The sequence below is a fragment of the Streptomyces shenzhenensis genome (assembly GCF_003688995.1).
Classification (GTDB): Bacteria; Actinomycetota; Actinomycetes; order Streptomycetales; family Streptomycetaceae; genus Streptomyces; species Streptomyces shenzhenensis_A.
In genome coordinates this window covers 65,970-87,663 of the sequence record NZ_PENI01000040.1, presented here as the reverse complement: position 1 = coordinate 87,663, position 21,694 = coordinate 65,970, and the positions used below count along the sequence as shown (strand labels likewise).

At 69.0% G+C, this 21,694-nt stretch carries 17 protein-coding genes; 13 read left to right on the top strand and 4 right to left on the bottom strand.

The features are described 5' to 3' along the window. Positions 1–1,548, top strand: a 1,548-nt coding sequence (locus CTZ28_RS39720; RefSeq protein ID WP_147481267.1) for a CDP-glycerol glycerophosphotransferase family protein, incomplete at its 5' end; no start/stop codon positions are given. Between the two features lie 489 nt (positions 1,549–2,037). Then, on the top strand, positions 2,038–4,116 hold the full coding sequence (locus tag CTZ28_RS39715; RefSeq protein WP_183154822.1) for a chaplin: 2,079 nt from the start codon (positions 2,038–2,040) through the stop codon (positions 4,114–4,116). Between the two features lie 241 nt (positions 4,117–4,357). Here CTZ28_RS39715 and wecB read toward each other — a convergent pair whose 3' ends face one another. Further along, positions 4,358–5,581, bottom strand: coding sequence for a non-hydrolyzing UDP-N-acetylglucosamine 2-epimerase (wecB, locus tag CTZ28_RS39710; RefSeq protein ID WP_121894631.1), 1,224 nt, complete (start codon positions 5,579–5,581; stop codon positions 4,358–4,360). A 61-nt stretch (positions 5,582–5,642) separates the two neighbouring features. Beyond that, positions 5,643–6,329, bottom strand: coding sequence for an RNA polymerase sigma factor (locus CTZ28_RS39705; RefSeq protein ID WP_183154821.1), 687 nt, complete (start codon positions 6,327–6,329; stop codon positions 5,643–5,645). Positions 6,330–7,456: 1,127 nt separating this feature from the next. Between CTZ28_RS39705 and CTZ28_RS39700 the strand changes: the two genes are divergently transcribed. Together CTZ28_RS39700 and CTZ28_RS39695 are read left to right on the top strand one after the other, a co-directional pair. Continuing rightward, positions 7,457–8,545 (top strand): peptidoglycan DD-metalloendopeptidase family protein, encoded by a 1,089-nt coding sequence (locus tag CTZ28_RS39700; RefSeq protein ID WP_121894629.1) that lies wholly within the window; start codon positions 7,457–7,459, stop codon positions 8,543–8,545. A 96-nt stretch (positions 8,546–8,641) separates the two neighbouring features. Continuing rightward, positions 8,642–9,166, top strand: coding sequence for an NUDIX domain-containing protein (locus CTZ28_RS39695; RefSeq protein WP_121894628.1), 525 nt, complete (start codon positions 8,642–8,644; stop codon positions 9,164–9,166). A gap of 421 nt (positions 9,167–9,587) precedes the next feature. Here CTZ28_RS39695 and CTZ28_RS39685 read toward each other — a convergent pair whose 3' ends face one another. After that, positions 9,588–10,172 carry a DUF11 domain-containing protein gene (locus tag CTZ28_RS39685; RefSeq protein WP_121894626.1) on the bottom strand — a complete coding sequence of 195 codons (585 nt, stop codon included), beginning with the start codon at positions 10,170–10,172 and terminating at the stop codon, positions 9,588–9,590. Between the two features lie 405 nt (positions 10,173–10,577). Here CTZ28_RS39685 and CTZ28_RS39680 point away from each other — a divergent pair, with 405 nt between their 5' ends. From CTZ28_RS39680 to wsfD, 6 genes are all read left to right on the top strand, one after another. Continuing rightward, positions 10,578–11,669, top strand: coding sequence for a glycosyltransferase (locus tag CTZ28_RS39680; RefSeq protein ID WP_121894625.1), 1,092 nt, complete (start codon positions 10,578–10,580; stop codon positions 11,667–11,669). Positions 11,670–12,276: 607 nt separating this feature from the next. Next, positions 12,277–13,077: a CAP domain-containing protein gene (locus CTZ28_RS49405; protein ID WP_121894624.1), complete on the top strand. Its 801-nt coding sequence runs from the start codon at positions 12,277–12,279 to the stop codon at positions 13,075–13,077. 425 nt (positions 13,078–13,502) lie between these two features. Beyond that, positions 13,503–14,015, top strand: a complete 513-nt coding sequence (locus CTZ28_RS39670) for an archaeosortase/exosortase family protein (protein WP_147481266.1) — start codon at positions 13,503–13,505, stop codon at positions 14,013–14,015. After that, positions 14,012–15,391 carry a glycosyltransferase family 2 protein gene (locus CTZ28_RS39665; protein ID WP_259472025.1) on the top strand — a complete coding sequence of 460 codons (1,380 nt, stop codon included), beginning with the start codon at positions 14,012–14,014 and terminating at the stop codon, positions 15,389–15,391. Before CTZ28_RS39670 ends, CTZ28_RS39665 begins: the two co-directional genes overlap by 4 nt. Before the next feature lie 45 nt (positions 15,392–15,436). After that, on the top strand, positions 15,437–16,264 hold the full coding sequence (locus CTZ28_RS39660) for a septum formation family protein (protein ID WP_183154818.1): 828 nt from the start codon (positions 15,437–15,439) through the stop codon (positions 16,262–16,264). Beyond that, positions 16,261–17,841 (top strand): glycan biosynthesis hexose transferase WsfD, encoded by a 1,581-nt coding sequence (gene wsfD / locus CTZ28_RS39655; RefSeq protein WP_121894621.1) that lies wholly within the window; start codon positions 16,261–16,263, stop codon positions 17,839–17,841. Before CTZ28_RS39660 ends, wsfD begins: the two co-directional genes overlap by 4 nt. A 57-nt stretch (positions 17,842–17,898) precedes the next feature. Here the strand turns inward: wsfD and CTZ28_RS39650 are convergent, their stop codons facing one another. Further along, on the bottom strand, positions 17,899–18,078 hold the full coding sequence (locus CTZ28_RS39650; RefSeq protein WP_121894620.1) for a hypothetical protein: 180 nt from the start codon (positions 18,076–18,078) through the stop codon (positions 17,899–17,901). 467 nt (positions 18,079–18,545) lie between these two features. On the opposite strand from CTZ28_RS39650, the gene CTZ28_RS39645 reads away from it, so the two are divergent. From CTZ28_RS39645 to CTZ28_RS39635, 3 genes are all read left to right on the top strand, one after another. Beyond that, positions 18,546–19,961, top strand: a complete 1,416-nt coding sequence (locus CTZ28_RS39645) for a lytic transglycosylase domain-containing protein (RefSeq protein WP_121894619.1) — start codon at positions 18,546–18,548, stop codon at positions 19,959–19,961. A 387-nt stretch (positions 19,962–20,348) separates the two neighbouring features. After that, a complete protein-coding gene (locus tag CTZ28_RS39640) occupies positions 20,349–20,651 on the top strand; it encodes a hypothetical protein (protein ID WP_121894618.1) in 303 nt (100 codons plus the stop codon). Between the two features lie 216 nt (positions 20,652–20,867). Then, positions 20,868–21,524, top strand: coding sequence for a hypothetical protein (locus tag CTZ28_RS39635; RefSeq protein ID WP_121894617.1), 657 nt, complete (start codon positions 20,868–20,870; stop codon positions 21,522–21,524). Positions 21,525–21,694 lie beyond the last annotated feature (170 nt).

Here is a 21,694-nt window from a genome sequence, read left to right as displayed (position 1 = left end):
CGCAAACACTTCGACATCCACGACCAGTACGAACGCGTCTTCGCCTACGTCGACCACCACCCCGAACTGGCCCCCTGGCGCCCCTACCTGCACCGCAAGATGGGCGAACACTGCCTCGACATCCTCGGCAAACCGGACCGGCTGCCCCCCGCCGACAAAGCCGAGTTCTTCCGGCGCACGGCCATGCTGTTCCGCCGGCACGCACCGCAGGGGGCGTCCGTCCCGGCGAAACTGCGGGTGCTGGAGAGCAGTTACGCGGCCTACCTGATCAAGCGGCGGGCCGTGCAGGCGAAGCGGAGGCTCAGGCGGAAGGCGCGGCAGGTACGGCAGGCGGCCATGCGCGGGATCCGGCGCAGGTGGTCGGCGCTGGCCTCGGACCCGGCTCTGGATCCGGGGCTCGCCGTGTACTCGGCGTTCTCGCACCGCGGGGTGCTCGGTGACCCGGCCGCCGTGTATTACAAGGCGCGGGAGATCGCCCCGCACATCCGCGGGGTGTGGGTGGTGCGCAACAAGGCGCGGGCGAAGCAGTTACCTGCGGACGTCGAGTATGTGGTGCTCCATTCCCCCGAGTACCGCAGGCTCGTCGCTCGGGCCACGTTCTTCGTGAACAACGTCAACTGGCCCGGCGCCCTGGTCAAACGCCCCGGCAGTGTGCACATCCACACCCACCTGGGCACCCCGTTGAAGTACATGGGCGCGGATCTGCTGACCAAGCCCGGCGCCCGGCAGGGCTTCAGCGTGCCGAGGATGCTGCGCCGGGCGGACCGCTGGGACCACAGCCTGGTCGCCAACCGCCACTCCGAGCTGGTGTGGGAGCGCGCCTACCCCTGCCACTTCACCTCGGCACGCACCGGCAGCCCGCGCAACGACGTGCTCGTCGACGCGGACCCGGACCTGGGTCTCGCGGTCCGCGCACGGCTGGGCATTCCCGCCGACGACACGGTCGTGCTGTACGCGCCGACCCGCCGCGACTACCGCCGGGGCGGGCATGTCGACCGCTTCGATCTCGCCCGGTTCGCCGAGGACCTGGGCGAGGGGCACACCCTTGTCGTCCGCCTCCACCCTTCGCTCGCCGCCGGTCCCACGCGCGGGCTGGGCCTGACCGAGCTGCACCGGCGCGGGATCGTGGTCGACGCCACCGACGAACCGCGCGTCGAGGACGTGCTCCTCGCCTCCGACGTACTGGTCACCGACTACTCGGCCCTGATGTTCGACTACGCCAACCTCGACCGGCCGATCGTCGTGCACGCCGACGACTGGGCGGCCTACACCGCCAGCCGGGGCGCCTATCTCGACATCACCGCCGAGGCACCCGGCCATGTCTCGCGTTCCTACGAGGAACTGGCGTCGCTGTTCGCGTCGGGGAGCTGGCGGGACGAGGAGTCGGCGCGTCTGCGGGCCCGATTCCGGTCCCGGTTCTGCGAGTTCGACGACGGGCGGGCCGCCGAACGCGTCGTACGGACGCTGCTGCTCGGTGAGCCGGGGTGGGCGCCGGAGTCCCTGGAGAGCCAGGCGCCCCACCGGGCCGCCCTCACCTCCGGCACATGAGGTGCGTGGCATTCGGCGCGACCCGATATGGGAATCATCCGTAAGGTATTGAGTGACTTACCGAATAAATTCCCATCGTCTGATGGTGAGTTCTCTGACGCCCTGCTCCGTGGACCGCTCAACGCATCCGTAGGCATTAAGGATGAATTCTCCGGCGGTCCACGATGCATGGTTTCTTCATCGGCACCTCTCTCGTTTATAACCCGCAGGCCATGGTGCGAGGCGTTCATGCTGCCCTCGTTCGGCTCCGGCCATCACGGTCCATGGCCGCCGCTGAGACACACGGAAGGGAAAGCGGGTGAAGCACAGGAGGAAAGTCGTTCCCGGCTCCGCTGCCGGGCGAGGTCCGGCTGCAGCGGGCGTTCCCCGCGAACCTGTGCGGCAAGGCCGTCGGCCGGCGGAGTCCGGCGCTCGACGGCGCCTGGCCCCTCCCCCTGGTCCCGGGGCCGAGGTCGGCTTACCCCTTCTTCGAACAGGAAGACAACGAGAGTGCGACAAACCCTGAGCAAGGGCATGGTCATGGCCGCCGCCGCGACGAGCGTCCTGGTGGGCGGATCCGATGCGTACGCCGCCCCCCAAGTGCAAGGAATCACGCTGGACCTGCCCGATGTGCTGTCGGGCAACACCGTCAACGTGGCGGTCGACGCGCCGGTCGACGTGTGCGGCAACACCGTCAACGTGATCGCCCCGGCGAACCCGGCGCCCGGCGTCTCCTGCGCCGACACCACGGACGGCACACCGACAACTCCCCTGGCCGGCCCCGCCCCTGACGGCGCCACCTCATCCACCGGCCGGCCCCACGACGGCCGACCGGCCACCACGCCTGACCGCGCCGAACCGGGAAACAGCACGGGTTCACCCGCCGTACTGTCGGGCAACACCGTCAACGTAGAGCTCGACGCGCCGGTCGACGTGTGCGGCAACACCGTCAACGCGGTCGCCCCGGCGGTCGCAGGCACCCCCTGCGCCGACACCGCGGACGGCACACCGACGACCCCCTTCGCCGGTCCCATCCCCGACGGCGCCACCTCGTCCACCAGCCGGCCCCACGACGGCCGACCGGCCACCACGCCTGACCGCGCCGAACCGGGAAACAGCACCGGTTCACCCGCCGTACTGTCGGGCAACACCGTCAACGTAACGCTCGACGCGCCGGTCGACGTCTGCGGCAACACCGTCAACGCGGCCACCCCGCCGGTCGCAGGCACCCCCTGCGCCGACACCCCCGACGGCAACGGCCTCACCACCACCCGGCCCCACGGCGGCCGACCGGCCACGACGCCTGACCGCGCCGAACCGGGAAACAGCACGGATGCACCCTCGGTGCTGTCGAACAACACCGTCAACGTGACGCTCGACCTGCCCATCGACGTGTGCGGCAACACCGTCAACGCGGCCACCTCAGCTCCCGGCACCCCCTGCGCCGACACCCCCAACGGCGACGGCCCCACCACCAGCCGGCCTCACGACGGCGGACCGGCCACCACGCCGGTTCGCGCCGAACCGGGAAACAGCACGGATGCGCCCCCGGTGCTGTCCAACAACACCGTCAACGTAGCGGTCAACCTGCCGGTCGACGTCTGCGGCAACACCGTCAACGCGGCCACCCCGGCCCCCGGCACCCCCTGCGCCGACACCCCCGACGGCGACCGCCCCACCACCACCCGGCCCCACGACGGCGGACCGGCCACCACGCCGGTTCGCGGGTCGGCCACCCCGCCGGTCGCACCACCGGCCGCACCGCCCTCGGATCGCGGCCCGGCCGGTCCTGCGGTCACGCCGCCCTGGGCCAGCGGCCCGCTCATGCCGCCGTCCGTCTCCGTCCCCGGGGTGCCGCTGTACCCGCCCCTGCACCCGGCCGGTCCCACGACGGCGCAGCCGCCTTCGGGAATCGTCACGCCCGCCGTCCCGGTCGTGCAGCTGCCGCCCGTGGTGTCCCTCTCGGTGCCCCCGACCTTCACCACGGTGACGACGCCGCTCCTGCCCTCGGACGGTGGCCCGGCCGGCCCCACGGACTCGTCTCCCGGTGCTCCCACGACATCCCAGCCGTCGGACCCCGGCCCTGCGGCACCGTCGACCCCGTCGGCACCGTCGACCCCGTCGGCTCCGTCGTCCTCCGTGCCCTCGGTGCCCAGCCAGCCGGCGTCTCCCGCGGCGCCGGATTCCTCGACGCCTGCCGTCCCGACCGCTCCGACCGCGCCCAGGCCCTCGGACCGCGGCCCGGTCACGACCCCGCTGTCACCGGTGCGTACCCCGGCCAGTCCCACCGTCTCGACGGTCACGGTCATCCCGGCGGAGTCCGTGCCACGGAGCGGCGCCCCGGCCGCCCCGGCGACGCCCGTGCCGCCCGCGCAGGCCGCGACCGTTCCCAGGAGCGCCACCACCACCTCCCCGACGGAGCCACTGTCGCCGGAGGACGAACCGGTCGCCCCGACGGCCGCGGCCCCCGCCAAAACGGGCGGGATGGCCAGCACCGGCACTGATGTGATGCTCACGGCCACCGGCGCCGCCGCCGCGCTGCTGGTGGGCGGGGCCATCGTGTACCGCCGCAGGAACTCCCGCCGATAGCGGGGAAAGAGCGCCCCGGCCGGAAGACACCGGTCCTCTCCTCACGGCCATCCAACGACGTGTGGCCCGACGGTGGGGCCGGCCCGCGCCCCACGTCCGGGGGGCGCGGCTGCCGACCGGGCGTGGCCGGCTTGCCCTGCTGCCCTTCAGCGGGTGTCAGCAGGGCAAGCCGGCCGGTGTGCACGACGGGCGTCCGCGGACGCACATCGGTCACCTGACGCCCTGGGGACTCCGGGGCGTGTCACTGGCCGATGGAGCCCTGCTGGACCGGGGAACGGCGCAGTGCCCTGCCCGCGGCACCTCCTTGCGGCCCGATCGGTTCGGGGCCGCTGGAGAACTCGTCGCCCGTCTCGCTGTACGGAAGAGCCGTTCTCTCGGCCATGGCCAGGGCGATCTCCGCGATGCGCTCACTGGCCTTGCCGTCGCCGAAGGGGCACGGCCGGCCGGCCAGCGCACTCACCAGGTCCGGATTGAGCAGGATACGAGTGATCTCCTCGGAGATCTCGTGCTTGTGGCGCACGCGCACGGCGAAGCCGGTGGCGATCGTCTCGGGCCGCTCCGTGTTCTTCCTGACCACGATCAGGGGCTTCTTGATGATCGTGCACTCCTCCTGGATCCCGCCCGAGTCGGAGATCAGCAGGCGCGCGTTGCTGGCCAGCGACAGGAACGCCGAATGATCGAGCGGGGGGATGCAGCGGAGCCGGGACAGCGGTCCGCCCAGGCCGAAGGAGTGGGCGCTGCTGACCGTCCTCGGATGCATCGGGAAAACCACGGGAATCGGCGCCTCGGCAAGCGCGTCGATGATCTCGGAGAGCCGCTCGGGGGAGTCCGTGTTCTCCGGACGGTGCATCGTCGCGATGATGAACTCGTTCTCCCTGAGCCCATATCGGTCGAGTAATTCACGAGTCTCCAGCGGTCCCGGCATGGATTCACGGGTGGCCTCCACGATGGTGTTGCCCGTCACCCTGATCCTGTGCAGCGGGATTCCTTCGGAGACAAGGTTCGCGGCATTCCATGACGTGGGGGCGCAGTGCACGTCGGCCAGCACGGAAACCAGACGTCGGTTGATCTCCTCCGGCATGGTCCGGTCGTGGGACCGAAGGCCCGCTTCCACGTGCAGGACCGGGATTCCGCAGTAGTTCGCGGCTTGCGCACCTGCGGATGTCGCATTGGTGTCGCCCTGCACCACGACCACCTTCGGGGGCACCCGCCTGAAATGCTCGGCGAGTTGCTGGGTGGCCCGCGCGATCTGAATACTGCGGTGGGCCGCGCTGACCCCGGTGAGACGCACATGCGGCTCCGGGAGTTTGAACGCGTGGAAGAAGCTGTCGGAGAGTTCCCTGTCGTAGTGCTGCCCGGTGTAGAAGATCGAGGCACGTGGTCCGAGACCGCGGATCACTCCGGCCAGTTTGATGATCTCCGGACGTGTTCCCAGCACCACCGCGATGTCGTTCGTCTCGTTCATGGCTCATTGGCTCCAATGCAGACCGGGATGGTTGGCGCGCCCCATGTGGAGCGAGGTCCTTCTAGGCACGGAAGATGCTGTTGAGTTCGTCGATCTCCTGATACAGAAGGCCGCATGTCACGCATTCTTTGACATGCAGTGCCATCTCTTCGGATGCGCACTCACTGAGCCGTCCGCGGGAATACGCGGCAAGCCGTCGCACATAGCCGGAGCACGGACTGTGGTATCTCTGCTGGCCCAGATGGACCGTGAGATACGCCTGTCGCAGGCCTTCCTTCGCCCTATAGGCCAGGGCCGCGACGCTGTTCGGGCTGATGCCCATGCTGCTGGCGATGGCCGCGGGCTGCTGGGACTGCACGATGGTGCACCAAAGGACGGTTCTCCACCGGTCCGAGAGGGACGCGAGCGCCTCGATCGCCAGCGTGTGCTCGTAGTTCCTGAGGGCTTCGTATCCCGCCGAGGCCGCGCATTCCACCTCGTAGAGGCTGACGTCCGGCACATACACCTGCCGGCCCGCGCCCCTGCCCCATTCGGCCACCACGTTGCGCAGGACCTTCAGCAGATAGCTCCTGAAGGAGCTCGAAGGGCCCCCGCCGGACCGCAGCGCCTGCAGCACACGGGAGAACGCCTCGGCCACGACATCCTGTGCGGTGTGGGCGTCATCGGCGTGCATCGCGGCCAGCCGGGTGGCGGCTGCGCGATGCCGGGTGAAGAGTTCGGCGAAGGCCTCGGTATCGCCGTCTCGCACTAATTGAGCCAGCTCTTGGTCGTCTAACTCGGTTGTCGCAGGATCAGCGCCGTGACGGTCCGAAAGGCCGACCGCCGGCGTACGATGTCTGGTTGAATTTGACAAGGACGGCTCCTGGACGAGGATTCGCCGAGGGCGTTCACAGGCGCGCGATGAATCCCATCGATGTTCTTGAGAGTCGCCGAGACTCGATACGCAGAGCGGGTCCTCAGCTCAGTTACACGGACGGCTTGGTGACATGCCGGTCCTTTCGTCCGGGCCCGTGGGTGCCTAACGGGGTCTGTGGGACCGGCTCAGGTCATCCGTTGCTCGGATCGTATCCGTGGGGTGCCGCGAAACATGGTCGGGACCGATACGCCGCCCGTTGATGAAGGAGCCATTGACTGCGAACTCTCAGGATGGCCCTCAGCATTGTGCTGAGGACGGACGGCCATGGCCACCGTGCAAGCCGGGAAGAAAGGAGGCGCCGATCCATGACATCACGGCTTTGTCTCCCCTGATCGCTACGGAGGATTGCCACCCCTTTATATGGCCTTCGCTTCTTCCTGGAGTGAATCCACGCCGTACGTCCAGCGGAAGATGCTACCTTCTGGTCCAGGAAGATCGGATCATCCCACCCTTGCCGTCCTGTCGAAACCGGGAGATCGCGCCGCGCTGCCCGGTGTCCATCCCCGGCGCCAAGGCGGAGTGACGCCGTATCACTCGATCAGCGGCGGATTGCTCATTCCGGCCCGCACGCCGTCCTTGAAGACAGGATGCGGGGCCCGTCATCGGTGCGCCGTCGTTCTCACGCCGTCATGCGGCGGTCCCGAGTTCCTCGATATGAAAGGCATCCGCTCAAGGAGGATCACCGGTCATCGCGTGCGCCGAAGGCCACGGTCCGGGTTTTCTCCGACTCAGACGTTGCCGCCGAACGAACACGGACCGCCCATGTGCAAGGGGAATCCTTGGCCCGCGAATCCGACGTATCCCGTCAGCCGCAGACGATCCATCAGAACGTTCCGTCCGTTCCGCCGACGGGCGCCGCAGGGACGGGCGTGACATCAGGCCACCGCCGACGGCCGCCTCTCGGCTCCGACGCACCTGCACCTGGCCGAACGGTGTCTCACCGAGGAACTGGGGCCGGCATGTGGTTCACACTGACCAGGCGTTCTCGCGGATTCCTCCTCTGCGCGGTACTGGTTCTCGGCCTGTCCTCACTGCCGCCCTCGGCCGCATGGGCGGATGGCGAAGGAGGCCCGGCGAATGTCCCGGGGGCCGACTCGCGACTCCAGTTGCAGCACCTGTACGAGGAGGCGTCACGTGCCGTCCAACGGCACGAGGCGTACCGCCGCAGCACCGAGGCCCAGACGACGGCCCTGCGGCTTCTCCAGGCGGATCTCGCGCGTCAGCAAAGCGACCTCCGTGAACTCAGGGCCGATGCGGGCGAATTGGCCCGGATTCAGTACCGCGGTGGTCTGCTGCCCGACACGCTGTGGGCCCTGACGGCGTCCCCCCGCCGTGATCTGCTGCGAAATCTGAGCCTCGTGCGCAGCGCCCATCACAATCTGGCGGCCTCCTTGCAGCGCGTGCGGCGGAACACGGTGGAACTCGCCGAGTCGAAGCGGAAGGCGTCGGCCGGCCTCCGTTTCGTCCGGCAGCTCCAGCAGCAGCAGGTGGCGGCCAAGCGGGACATCCAGGCGAAGCTGCGCCGGGCCCGTGCGTTGCAGGAGGCCGAGGCGCTGCGCGCGGCCGCCGCCACCCCCTGCCGGGACGGGTCCACGCCGACCCCCCGCGAGCTGTCCGCTCCGCCCCTCCTCGGCCACGCGGGGAGCCAGTGGACCCTGCCGGTGCACGGCTATGTGCTCTCGGCGGGCTTCGGCGCGGACGGCTCGCACTGGGCGCATCGGCACACGGGACAGGATTTCGCCGTCCCGATGGGCACTCCGGTCCATGCCGTGGGCGCCGGAGTGGTCGTCGCGACCGGCTGTGACGGCGCCTTCGGCAACAACATCGTCATCCGGCACGACAACGGGTACTACACGCAGTACGCGCATCTGTCGGTTTTCCGGGTGAGTACGGGACAATACGTCAGACCTGGTGATCCGATTGCGCTTTCCGGTAACTCCGGTAACTCCTCGGGGCCGCATCTTCATTTCGAGGTGCGCGTCACCCCGGAATTCGGATCTGCAGTGAATCCGGTCATCTGGATGCATGAACACGGCGTCACCTTCTGACACCCGTCCGATGATCAAGAATTATCATCTGAAAATTCATCAATTTCAGTTGGAAGTCGCTGCCACCAGCGCCGGGTGCGACACGGAAGGACTACTATGACCCACGCACGGCCTGCCTACTCCGTGTACGTCAGGGGAGTGACTCTTTCTCTTGATCTTCGTGTCCTTCTCCTACTGAACGAACGCAATGAGTGGGAGCTTCCTGGAGGGCGCCTCGAACGTGGTGAAACACCAGAACAGTGCGTGGTCCGCGAGATCGCGGAGGAATCGGGATGGCAGACCATGGCCGGCCCTCTGCTGGACGTGTGGTCACACGAACCGGAGCCCGGCCGCAGCGTCCTCACCGTCACCTACGGATGCCTCGTGCTGACCCCCGATGCCGCCCCCGTGCTCAGCGACGAGCACCGGCAGCTCGGCTTGTTCAGCCCCAATGAGCTGCACAGGGTGCGCATGCACGAGGGATACCGGGCCTCCGTCACCGCCTGGCTGAAGGCGGCCCCGACGGTGAGTGTGCGAGGAGACCAGGGGATGTTCCTGGACGGACGCTGGTACCCGACAGCCGTCGGTACCACGGGGACATGCCGAAGGCTCGCGCACGCCACGTGCTGCCCCTGCGAGTGACCCTTCCCTGATCCGACCGTCGACCAGTGGTGCTTCTTCTTCTACCGAGACAAGGAGTGACCAAAGATCATGAGGACTGTCATTATGGTCATCTTGCTCTTCTGGGTGCTCTTCCTGAACGCGTTCTGTGCGTGCTTCTGCCTGGTGTATTTCGCCACGACCAGGCGGAGAAAGGCCACTGAGGCGGACGAGCAGGTCATGCCGCAGCCACGGCCCTCGCCCGAGGCGCCCCGTCCTCCCGCGCGCCCCGGTGCCGTGCTGGTCCCCCGTCAACGCGGCACGTCCCGCAGCGAGACATGACCGCGGCACCCGTGCGGTGCTCGGGGTCGGGCTCCGGGCGGTCGGGGAGGGGCGGTGGGCCCTGGTCCCTTGAGCCCGGGAGCCCAAAACGCCCGGTGGAGAACCGGCAGTGGCCGGGGTGTTACAGCGCCGGCGTGCCCGTGCCGAGACGACGGCGGTAGAAGACAGCGCCGGCCCCGACCATGGCAGCGGCGGCGACTCCCGCTCCGACCGCCGGGTCGATCATCGGGACCGGCAGGATGTTCGTGTTGGCGGAAGAGACGTTGTTGTCGGTGTCCGGGTCGGCCTCGACACCGTCGACGGTCGCCGTGTTGGTCATCCGGAATCCGCTCGGGCCGGCCGTGCCGGTGACGGAGATGACGGCACTGGACCCCACCGCCAGAGCACCGCCCTGACAGGAGATGGTGCCGTTGCTCTGGCCGCAGTTGGCGGCGGACGTGGTGACGTTCGGGTTGAGCAGCCCGGTCGGGATCTGGTCGGTGACGACCCACCCGGTGGAGGCGTCGGGACCGTAGTTGGTGACGACGATCTGGTAGGTGATCGGGTCTCCCGCGTTCCCCAGTGCCGGACCGGCCTTGGCGATGGACAGATCAGCCCCCGCCCCGGCCGCCGCCGCCTGCGGGGCGGCCACCAGCCCGAGCGCGCCCCCTGCGGCACCACCCGCCATGAGCATGATGGCGAGCATCCGCCTTGAGTACTTCTTCATATGCCTTACTCACCTATCGGGTCGAAGACCCCTTCCACCGTCGGAAGGGGTATACGTATCAGATCGTCGGGCTTCTTCGGCATGACGGCCGACTGTCCAGACAGGTGACGCCGCCTGCCGAGGTGTGCTGCGCGGCGACGGCCCGACGGTCATCAGTCATGGCCGGCACGGTGCTGTTTCCACACCTCCGTGCCGACCGGAGACACACGGTCGTCGTGCATTCATGCGTCTAGGAGATGGACGCCACGGCCCGGGCTCGGCAATCGGAGATCAGCTGATGTGATATGGCTGGATCATCAATTCACCGCATAATTCGTTCCCCGCGGACGATCCTTGCCCAACTGTTGCTGCACGGATGTGTGAGCCAGGACGTCACCGCTCCCCGATTCTTCTCCGGTGAGAAACATGTCCTCGACTTTCGCCCGCCCGCGCCCGGCTCATGTCCTCGACGCGGTAACCGAAGCTCCCGGCCGTATTCTGCATGTCGTGGAATCGCACGCCCGGAGCGCATTTTCCGCGCTGGGCGAGTATCTCGCCGCCACCCGTCATCTGGAGCACTGGGTACTCGTCACAGAACCGTGCGATCCTTCTGGAATTCCCCCCGGTATGCGTGGGGCCAGGATCGTTTCCCTGCCCGGCGGCCACCGAGCCCGGCTGCGCGCCATCGCCGACACCTACGCCGAGGTCAGACCCGATCGGGTCCACGCGCACTCGTTCGGCGCGGGGATGTATGTCCGTCTCTCGCCCAGCATCCCGACGGATTCCATCGTCTACAGTCCGCACTGTTATGCCTTCGAGCGCCGGGACCTCCGTGCCGCGGCCCGGCTCCTCGCCATCGCCTGCGAATACGTGCTCGCGCCACGTGCCGACGTGGTGGCCGTGTGCACACCCCGGGAGGGGCAGCTGGCGGCGCGTCTGCACCGCTCGGGGAAGATCGTCCAGGTGCCCCGTGTGCCGCGCGGCAGTGCGTTCGGCCGCATGGACGTGCCGCCTCCCGTGACCGTGGGAGCGACGGCGGTCACCATGGGACCGCTGTGCCCGCAACGGGATCCCGCCTTCTTCGTGCGCGCGGCGGCCGCGGCGGACCCGGGCCTCACCTGGATCTGGATCGGCGACGGCGAGCCGCGCTACCGCCGCCTTCTGGAGAAGGCGGGGATCTGCGTCACGGGACGGCTGCCGCGCAGAAACGCCTTCCGCCTGCTGCGGACGGCTGATGTGTATGTGCACACCGCGGCCTGGGAGGGAAGCCATGACACCTTGCTCCAGGCGGCAGTGGCCGGCCTGCCCGTCGTCGCCCGCTCGATCCCGGCGCTCAGGGCGCTCCGGCTTCCCGGGCTGGCCCCCACTCCCGAGATCCTGGCCGACACGGTGCTGCGCCTGCTCGACTCCCCGGTCGATCGCCGTATTCATTCCGAGGCCGTCAGACGCGCCTTTCGAGGCAACACCCGTGCCACCCAGGTCGCCCGGCTGCTCGCGCTCTACGGATCCGGCAGGTGACACGGCGCACCGTTCACGCCGTCACACGACACCAACCACCCGGGTCGTGCCCCCTGTCGTGATGCAGGGAATCAGCGTGGAGATCCACGCGTCCCGCATGCGATTCGCCGATGACCGGCCTCAGGTGTCCGACGTTCCGCCACACCCGACGCGCCGCGTGCGGCCACCGGCCAGGACACCCGTAGGCACGACCTCGGACACAGACCGCAAGACCGACGACATGAGTCCAGGTATCGCCACGAGCTGACGCACCATCACATTCCGTCTCGCGCCGAACCGCTTCACCACCGGCGGGACACGCCCCTGTTCTCTCGTCGCGCGCGACAGGGGTGTGCCCCTCACCCGGAAGGGAGACGGGTGAGGGGCACCTGGTCGCAAACCCGTGTGCACGCCGAGCACGACGGCGTACCACAAAGTCTGCCGAAATTGACGAGCCGACCCTTTTGGGGTTGCCTCGTCAAGGACGGCCATATTCTTCAAATATGACCTCAGGACCTGCTCGCACGCAAGCAGTTCCTGGCCGGCACAAAAGAGACCTGGGGGCTGGTTCTCTGCGCAATCGGCCGAGCAGACATTAGCAGATTCTGATCAACGAACTGCCGTTCTGATGGGGCGTCCACTTCCTTCCCACAACCGGGACCGGAGGCAGACCCGAGAGAGGTTACCCCCCTCGGGGAGCGGATCCGGTACAACCGCGGCCCCATACGGTCACCTTGCTCGATACACCACCCGTGCGAGGGAATCTTCCGGCCCGAGGCCACCGATCCACGGCTCCGCACGGTACACATACACACATCCGCGCCTGGACCAGGAATCATCCGATGCACGGGTCCATGCCGCCTGTCCGCCCGGGGCCACGATCGAGGATGCTGTGACCGCTTTTCCTCCGCAGGGGGATTTCCATGATTCGACGACCGGCGCCTTCCTCAGGGGGATGCTGCGTGCCGTCAATTCAGTACGAGCGAGGCATCATGCACCCCCCGTGCGGCTGCATGAAGGGCTGACCCGTTACGCGCGATCGAGGATGCGGGAAATTCACCCGGGCCGCGAACCGGGCCGTGGTGACAGGGGATTCCGGCTGAGGACGAGCGAAGTTCTCTACTGGGGCAGCAGCAGCCGGCGACGCTCGGGGGCCGCCGACGCCCGCGAGGCCGTCGATCAGTGGTACACCGAGGCACCGGAATACGATTTCGACAACCCGGGCTTCAACCCGCGGACCGGCCACTTCACTCAGCTGGTGTGGCGGAGAAGTGCCCTGATGGGTGCAGCACGGGCGGTCGGCGGAGCGCCGGGAAAGTACGAGACATATATCGCGGTCGAATTCGAGCACTGCGGGAACGTCGAAGGGGAGTTCATGCACAATGTCTTCCCCCCGGTGCGCAGGGCACCCCGGATTTTCCTCCGGTAGCAGGACGCGCCACCGGGTCGCGGTCCTTTGCGGGACCGAGCGTGTACCGCACCAAAGCGCCCCTGCCGATGGCGACCGGGAACACCGGAACAACGGGAACACCACAGGTGACAAGGGTGCTGGCGGCCGGGTCGAGCACCCGGTGCGCACACGTTCCGCGGGAACACGGGCCGGGATTCCGCCAAGTGGGTGGGTCAAATCCACCGCCACGGCGTCATCCCTCGACCTCCCGGACCTCCTTTCGTGCGTGAGAGGCGCCCGGGCAGTGGGCGTCGCTACGTCAGAAAGGCCCGACTGTGCACCCGAATCCGACATCGCGTCGCTCCGGACCACGGGTGAGCGTGCTTTCCTTCGGAAAGCGGCCATCGGTGCAGGCCATCGGTCTCGGAGCGGCAAGACCGTCACAGTCTTCCTACCTCCGGCTCGTGCTGGCCGCCGCCCTGTTCTTCACCTCCGGCGCCCTTTTCGCCTTCAACGGATGGTTCCGCTCGGTCGAGGCCGCGATGGGCGAGTACGTCCTCGGGCTGGTCACCACCGGGACCACCGCTCTGAACTGGGACCAGGCGGTGACCTTCTTCGGTCTCGGTACACAGCACGCGATGGGCCTGAGGATCACGGCAGGCTGCAGCTCGGCAATGCTGATCATCCCGCTCCTCCTGGTCGGCGCCGGATTCATGCTCAGCCGTCGCTCCACCGTCACGCGCATTCTCGCCGGAACGGCCATCGGCGCCGCCCTGCTCGTCGTGACGAACCAGCTGCGGTTCGGTCTGATCGCCTGGTTCTCCCAGGAGTGGGGCTACGAAGGATTCGGCTGGGCGCACACCGTGGTCGGCTCCCTCCTCAGTCTGGTGGGTGTGGCCCTCTCGGTGACCGTCCTGCTGCTGGTGGCGATGCGGCACCGAGAACCGCAGGCCCAGCTGAACGGAGTGCCTCGGTGAACCAGTTCCAGGAGAGCGGCTTCATCGGTCTGGCGATGGCCCTCGCACTCATCATCAACGGTGTCTTCACCCTCTATGTGATCCTGCTGGTCATCGCCTTCCTGCGGGCCAAGCCGCAACAGCCGGGCCGGGCCGACGACTTCACCTGGCACTACTTCATCCCGTGCCGGGACGAGGAGAGCGTCATCGGCGATACCCTGAACTACCTGCGCGAGCACTACCCCACCGTGCACCTGTGGGTCATCGACGACGACTCCGACGACGCGACCGCGGCCATCGTCCGCGACCATGCGGGGCGTTCGTCGTTCGTGCACCTCGTGCAGCGGCGCCGCCCCGAGGCCCGTATGGGCAAGAGCCATGCGCTGAACGCGGCCTACCGTGCACTGGACGACTGGCTGCCGGCCGGCACCGACCGGTCCTCGGTGGTCGTGGCCGTCTTCGACGCGGACGCGCGCCCGTCGGTCAATGTGCTCGACGTGTGTGCGGGACCGAGCCTGTTCGGCGATCCGCAGATGGGCGCCGTGCAGATCGAGGTCCGTATGGTCAACCGGAACGTGCGCAATCCGCTGCCGGACGGGACCCGGCTGCAGAACTGGTTCGGGCGCACGCTGGTCCGGATGCAGGACATCGAGTTCCGGGCGGCCATCTCCGCCATCCAGACCTCCCGGCGGACCACCAAGAGTGTGTGCATGGGCGGCAACGGCCAGTTCAGCCGGATGAGCGCGCTGGACGAGCTCGCGGGCGCCGAGCGGGTGCCCTGGCGCGGTTCGCTCCTCGAGGACTTCGAGCTCGGCCTGCACATCATGCTGGCCGGCTACCGCACCGGCTACGCCACCGAGGCCTGGGTGGACCAGGAGGCCCTGTACAACCTGCCGCGCTTCGTGACGCAGCGGACCCGTTGGTGCCAGGGGACCATGCAGTGCATGCGCTACCTGTCCAAGACGTGGCGCTCGCCGTACCTCTCCAACGCCGGTGTCATCGAGATCTCGTACTACCTGGTCCAGCCCTGGCTGTGGCTCGTGGGAACGGTCATCTACCCGCTGCCGATCCTGATCTTCCTGAACAACCTGGTGCTGTACCCCGAGAAGACCATGCGCTTCCTGGGGGCGGGCGGCGCCGTCCTGTTCACGCTGTACCTGGTCTTCGGCATCGCGCAGTTCGCGGTCTGGGGCTACCTGTACCACCGGCGCTGCGAGCCCTCACAGGGACTGCTCAGGTGCATCGGCTGGGGCGTCGCGTACGCCTCGATGATCTATCTCTTCTACGTCATCGCCTGGCGCGCGTTCGGGCGGCTGGTCAGCGGGCGCGCCGGCTGGGCCAAGACCCGCCGCAATGCCGAGGTCATCGTCGTCGGGCCGATCGCCAAAGAGGCCTGACGCGCCGTCAACTCCCACGACACCAAGGCACACACCATCATGGACATGCGCACATTCCCCGCCCTGCTCGGTGCGGCCGGGCTCCTGCTGCTGACGGGCTGCGGACCGGACCGCAGTTCGGGCGCGCCGGCGGTGCCGACGAGCCTGCAGTCCGTGGGCACCTGCCACACCTTCCGTACCCAGTACGAGATGGTCCAGCCCAGTGACGTCGCACCGCCGGTTCCCTGCGACCGGCCGCACCGCAGCGAGACCTACGCGTTGGTCACCATCGACGGTCCGCTGGCCACCTCACCGACACGTCCCGAGCCCGAGCAGTTCGACGCGTATGCGAGCCGCTGCGATGCGGAAACGCTCAGACAGTACCTGGGCGCGGGCCCGCGGGACGCTGTCTCCTTCTCGGCCTGGAGCAGGATCCCGACCCGGGAGGAGTGGGCCGGAGGCGTGCGGACCATGCGTTGCGAGGCGGTGCCGCCGGTGCAGAACGCCGCGGCCGGGCCGCTCATCGCCTTCTCGGCCCGTGACGTCCTGATGAAGAGCGAGTCCGCGGCGGTGCGCAACTGCGAGTTCGGCACCGAGGTCGTCACCTGCGACCAGCCGCACGACCGCGAGGAGGTCAACGCCTGGCTCGACCTCGATGAGGGGCCCTACCCGGACGACGTCAAGGCGGCGGCCGCCGACGTGTGCCGGCCGTTCGTGGAGGAGTTCCTCGGGCACACCCTCAAGCACTCTCCGGATCTGACGATCAAGGCCAGGACGCCGAGCAAGGGCGACTGGGAGAAAGACACCAGGACGGTGAAATGCGGTGTCGGCCCGGCTGCGGCCGGCGCGACCGTCACCGGCACGCTCAGCGCCAGCGCGAAGGGACAGGCATGACCGCATACGAAGCACGCGCGGCTCTGGGCAGGGCGGCCATGCGCCTGCGGCTGATCGGTGAACCCGACCGCCGGTCGGTGCGGACGGCGGCCGCCTTCGCGGGAGCCGGGTGGACCATCGTGATGCTGCTGCGCCTGATGCTGGGCGGGGTGGTCGGGATGGGCGACAACGGGGACGCCGTCCAGCTGCTCTGCCCGCTCGGGGTGGTGAGCAACCACCCGTGGGACGGGCAGCCGTCGGCCCATCTCTACCCGACGTGGGTCGCGCACGACTGGTACGGCGAGACCTGTGGGGCCCAGGGCTCGGGCGAGCAGTACTACTCCTCGCAGCAGTTGGTGCTGGCGCTGGCCAAGGTGCTGACCCCGGTGCTCGGTCTGCCCGGCGCGCTCGACCTGAGGGCGGCCGGGGCACTGCTCGCGTTCGCCTTCGGTGCCCTCATCGCCCTGCTGGTCGTGCTGCTGCCCGGGCCGCTGTGGCTGCGGCTCACGGTGACCGCCGGCTTCGGGCTGATCATGTGCGACTCGGCCTTCGCGGGCTTCTTCATCTCGCCCTTCAGCGAGCCGGGTGCGCTGATCGGTCTGCTGCTGCTCTGCCCGGCCCTGCTCCTGCTGTGGCGGCGCCCGGACTCGGCCCTCGGCGGAATCGTGCTGACGACGGTCGCCGTGCTCTTCACCATCACGGCCAAGCCCCAGCTGATCTCGCTCGTGCCGGTGGCCATGCTGGCCCTGCTCTGGCTGCCCAGCGCGCGGCGCAAGGACAACAAGGAGCCGGCCCCGGCGGCGAACGGCAAGTCCCAGCAGCGGCTGGGCCGGTGGCTGGCGGCACGCTGGCCCGCTCTGATCGCCTGCGTCGTGCTGTGCGGTGTCACCGCCGGGTTCGCCGCGACCCAGCCGAAGCGGCTCAACGAACTGGTCTGGTACGACGCTGTGTTCGTCGAGATGCTGCCGCACAGCCCGGATCCGGTGGCGGACCTGAAGGCCCTGGGTGCCGATACCCGGTTGATCTCGTCCATGAACAGCCGGATGAACGATCTCAACTCCGCCGCCAGGACGCCCTACTGGGACGACTACCGGCAGAACGTCACCCCGGCCAAGATCGTGGTGCACTTCCTGACGAACCCCGGCCGGCTGGTCGGCATGGGGGCGCGTGGCATCCAGGCGGTGACCCGCCCGGGCCTGGAGTACCTCGGTTCGTATCCGGCCGACTCCGGTCATGAACCGTATGCCAAGGAGCACCGGATCGCGGTGGTTTCGACGGTGTTCGACGGGTTCCGGGCGGTGCCCGCCCTGGTGCCGCTGCTGTGGCTCGGCACGATCGTCCTCGGGGCCATGCTCGCCAGCCGGACCTGGGCCCGCCACTCGGCCCGTGCGGTGGGCAGGCTGACGGTGTGCGTGGTGCTCGCTCTCCTCCTCCAGTTCTGGAGTGTGGTGCTGACCGAAGGGGCATCCGACCTCATCAAGCACATGATTTTCACGGATTTCCTGACGGCCCTGTGCATTCCGCTGGCCGTGCTCTGCTTCTGGCTGCTGTACCGGAGGGAGCACGCGATGGCGCCCGAGCAGCCACAGGCCGGGTGACGACGCGACTGCCGGGTGGACATCGGCCACAGCCGATGTCCACCCGGCTTTTTGCGTTCAGGGGCGTCTGTTGCGGTGCTTCAACGACGAGGACCGCAGCAGCAGGGCACCGACGACGAGCAGCGCGACGGCCAGCACGACGAAGATCTCCGTCTGTCCCAGGCCGGCCGCGGCGAGTACCCCACCTCCCCCGACTGCGCCTCCGACGCCCTTGCCCATGCCGGGACCTCCGTACATGGCCGTCTTCTCCCTTCCTGATGTGACCTGGTCGACGGGCGCCACCAGCGGGTGCACGATCCTTGCCGACGTGGCGCCCTCTACAAAAGAGAGGCTCCGTCTGCACGGACATGACGCGTGAAAGACGGCGCCCGGCGCGGAAGTCGGCCACCGGGGCGTGCCGGCCGGGGACGACGTCGTGCCCCGGTCCGCAGGTCACAGCAGGGCCATGGCATAAGGTGTCGCCGGGACCGGTTGCGACGCCGCGCAGCCGGCCCCACCAGGCGTGCGTTCCTCCGCCCCGGCCCCCGTTGCCGTGCACCCCAAATCCCGTGTGCGCAAGGGCAGTCCGACCGAGTGAGGTTTTTCCCTCGATATCGGGACCATCGAGTCATATTCACCCGTTCCTGCCCTCTAGGCAGAACAGCGAGGAAATTCGCGCGGTGAGTGGATCGCCGGAAACACCGTACGAGCGGAGGGATTTCGTCATGTCCGACACCGGTTCGTCTTCTGGTGAGGGTGCAGCGTCGCAGGCCGCAAAGGAGCGTGTTCGCCGAATCCGGCGAATCATCCTGATCGGAACGGCGGTTGCCTGCGCCGCGGGGGCCATTTCCACGTCATTCTCGCCACCCAAGACGGTTTCGGCGCCTGTGGCCGGGGCGCAGCAGCCCGACAGCGCCGCCCCCGCCCCGTCGGACCCGCCCACCGGCGCCCCGGGGCCCGCGCCCGAGAAGCCCGCCGCCGATGACGACGACGAGGAAAGCGCACCTGCGCGCGCGGGCGCCGTCCCGGTCACCGATCCGGCGGACGCCGCGCACGCGGGCCTGCCCGCTCTGGCGCTCGAGGCCTATCAGCGTGCCGCCGACGAGCAGGCGATCCGGACCCCTGGCTGTCATCTGCCGTGGACGCTGCTCGCCGCGATCGGCCAGGTCGAGTCGCACCACGCGAGGAACGGGGCCCTCACCAGCGAAGGCTTCACGACGTCCCGGATTCTGGGGCCCGTGCTGAACGGCGGGCTTTTCGCCGCGCTGCCGGATTCCGACCGGGGGACATACGACGGCGACACCACCTGGGACCGGGCGGTGGGCCCCATGCAGTTCATCCCCTCCACGTGGAAGCGCTGGGGAACCACCACTCGCCCCACTCTCGACGCCGATCCGAACAACATCTTCGACGCCACGACGACGGCTGCCGCCTATCTGTGTGCCGACAATCGCGATCTCAACGATCCGCAGCAATTGAACCGGGCCATCCTCAGCTACAACCCCTCCGAGATCTATGTGCGTGACGTGCTGGCGTGGAACGCCGCCTACGCCTCCGGGCATTCGGTAGCGGCCCTGCCGCCCATGACCGTGCCCGCCTTCGACAGCGGCGAATCCGGCCCCGTCGGCATGCCTGTCACCGGCCAGCCCTCACCGCCGGCGCCGGCCGGCCAGGTGGTCGCTGCCTCTCTTCCCCGGGACACGGGCCCGAGCGGGAGTGCTTCCCGGCCGGCCGGAGGCTGGAAGGGCACCCAGCCTCCGCGCTCGACACCGGCGTCGGCCTCGGCGTCGGCTCCGGCGTCGAGTTCGGCCTCGGCTCCGGCGCCGAGCGCGGGAGGCGGCGCGAGTGCCAGTGCGGGCGCGAGTGCGGGTGCGGGTGCGGCGCAGCCGCCGACCGCCGTGGGGCAGACGGCCCCTCCCCAGCAACTCCCGCCGTCCCAGAGCGGCGTTCCCACCCAGTCGGCGCCTCCGTCCGGCACTCCGGCCACCAGCCCCCAGCCGGGCGGTACGAGGCCCCCGGCGTCCGAGCCGAGCCCCGGCGCACCGCACAAGCCGGCTCCCCAGTCGCCCACCCTCCTCACGCGTGCCACGACACAGATCGGCGGACTGCTGCACAACCTCGGCGAACGGGTCCTCGGGTAGCACTTCACGCACGGCGGCAGGGGGCCGTGCGGGCGGTTCAGGGCGGCCGTCACTGCTCCTGCGGTGAACAGGACCACGCCGCAGCCGGGTCGCACCGACCGTGTGCTGGAGGCCCCGTCGTCCGCCCTGTGCGCGGCTCCGGCCTCGACTGCGGCCCGGCCTTCTGCCTGCCGCCCCCGCTGCGGGGATGCGGCGAGCGCCGGGCACCGGCCAACCGCAGGCGCGCACGGCGGAGTTCGGGCCGGGCGCGCCGCGGGCCCGCCCGCCCTGCCGGGCTGCCCGGTTTTCCGGGCGTCCGGCCGCCGCGGCGGCACCTTCACCGCCGTAATCGCCGGAAAGCACCCGTACGGCAGATATCGCAGTGGCCCTCTTCCGCGTTGACCGACCATGAACCCCCTGCCGGACACCTCTACCCCGATCTACGACGCCCTCTGCATGCAGTGGCGCGCGGATTTCCGTTCCGTCCCCGGTGAGCGAGGGCCGGAGGACGTCTGGTCCGCGCCCGCCTTCCAGAGCTTCACGCCCGTCGACCCCATGTCGCGGCCCCTGGAGCAGAGCCATCACGCAGCGGTGCCCCGGCAGTTGTCCGGCTGGGGCACACGCGGCGGCATGCCGGTGGCCGTCTCCCCGCCTCCGTTCCCGTACAACGGTCAGTTGTACGCCGGCCCGCCGGTCGTCCCGACGCGGTAGCCGAAGGCCCACCGCCCCGCATCGCGGCGGTCGGACGAAGCGCCGTCGCCTCGTCCGAACCGGGTGACGTCATGCTCGACGCCCAGCCGCATCTGTATAGGGGCGCCGGGGTATGCCGTCGCGAGGGCGCGGGCGGAACACCGCTGCCTCCGCCGCGGCCCCGCCACCGGCCCGGGCCCGAACGGACCTTTGGCACGTGCCGAGTTGGGAGGAGCAGTGAAGTTCCACGAGCGGGCTGTTCGTGAGCTGATCGAGGCTTTGGTACCCCCGTCCAACGAGAACCTCATGACGGCGACCAGGCTGGTCGAATTCATGAGCACCCACAATGTTTTCGGCGCTCTCGGGGTCACCGACGTATGGCTCGCCTCGGACGGCCCCGGCATCCATCGGCTGGAGCTCAACATCCGCGGGTGGGGTGTCTACCAGTCGACGTCCCTGTCCCCGAAGTCCGCTCCGTGGCTCAAGGCGGAACAGCTGGGCGGCAAGCTGGATCTGCGGGCGGCGGCCGAGGGCATCTACTGGATCGTCGCGCGGGTCGTGGAGTCCGTGGGCCTGGACGCCGAGGAGTACCTGCACGACGCGATCGCGACGTACCGCGTGGAGGTCGGGCACGACGGAGGCGGGACGACCGTCCTGTTGGGCGGGCCCAGGGCGAAGGAGGCCATCGTCATCGCGATGGGCGCGCTGAGCGTGGCCGCCGCCGAACTCGGGCTGGACTGCGTACCTCTCGAGGCGCGGCGGCAGTTGGAGGAGGACGGCACGTACGGCATCGGCCCGGTCAGCGTCTCGATCAGGCACTGTGTCAACGTCGGCCCGTCGCCGATGCTGAAGCGGCGGCCCGTGGTGGCCGCGGTCGACCGGCTCCTCGGCTGACCCGTGCCGCCTCACCCGTCTCGATGAGGCGGACGGGTCCCATGAGCCGGACGGGTCCGGTGCGGCGGGCCCGTCCGCCTCTGCGTACACCTGCGCGAGGCACTCACACGATGGTGCGGGCGGGTTGGACGCCGCGCGGGGGACCGCGTACAACTGCGGGAACAGGGTCT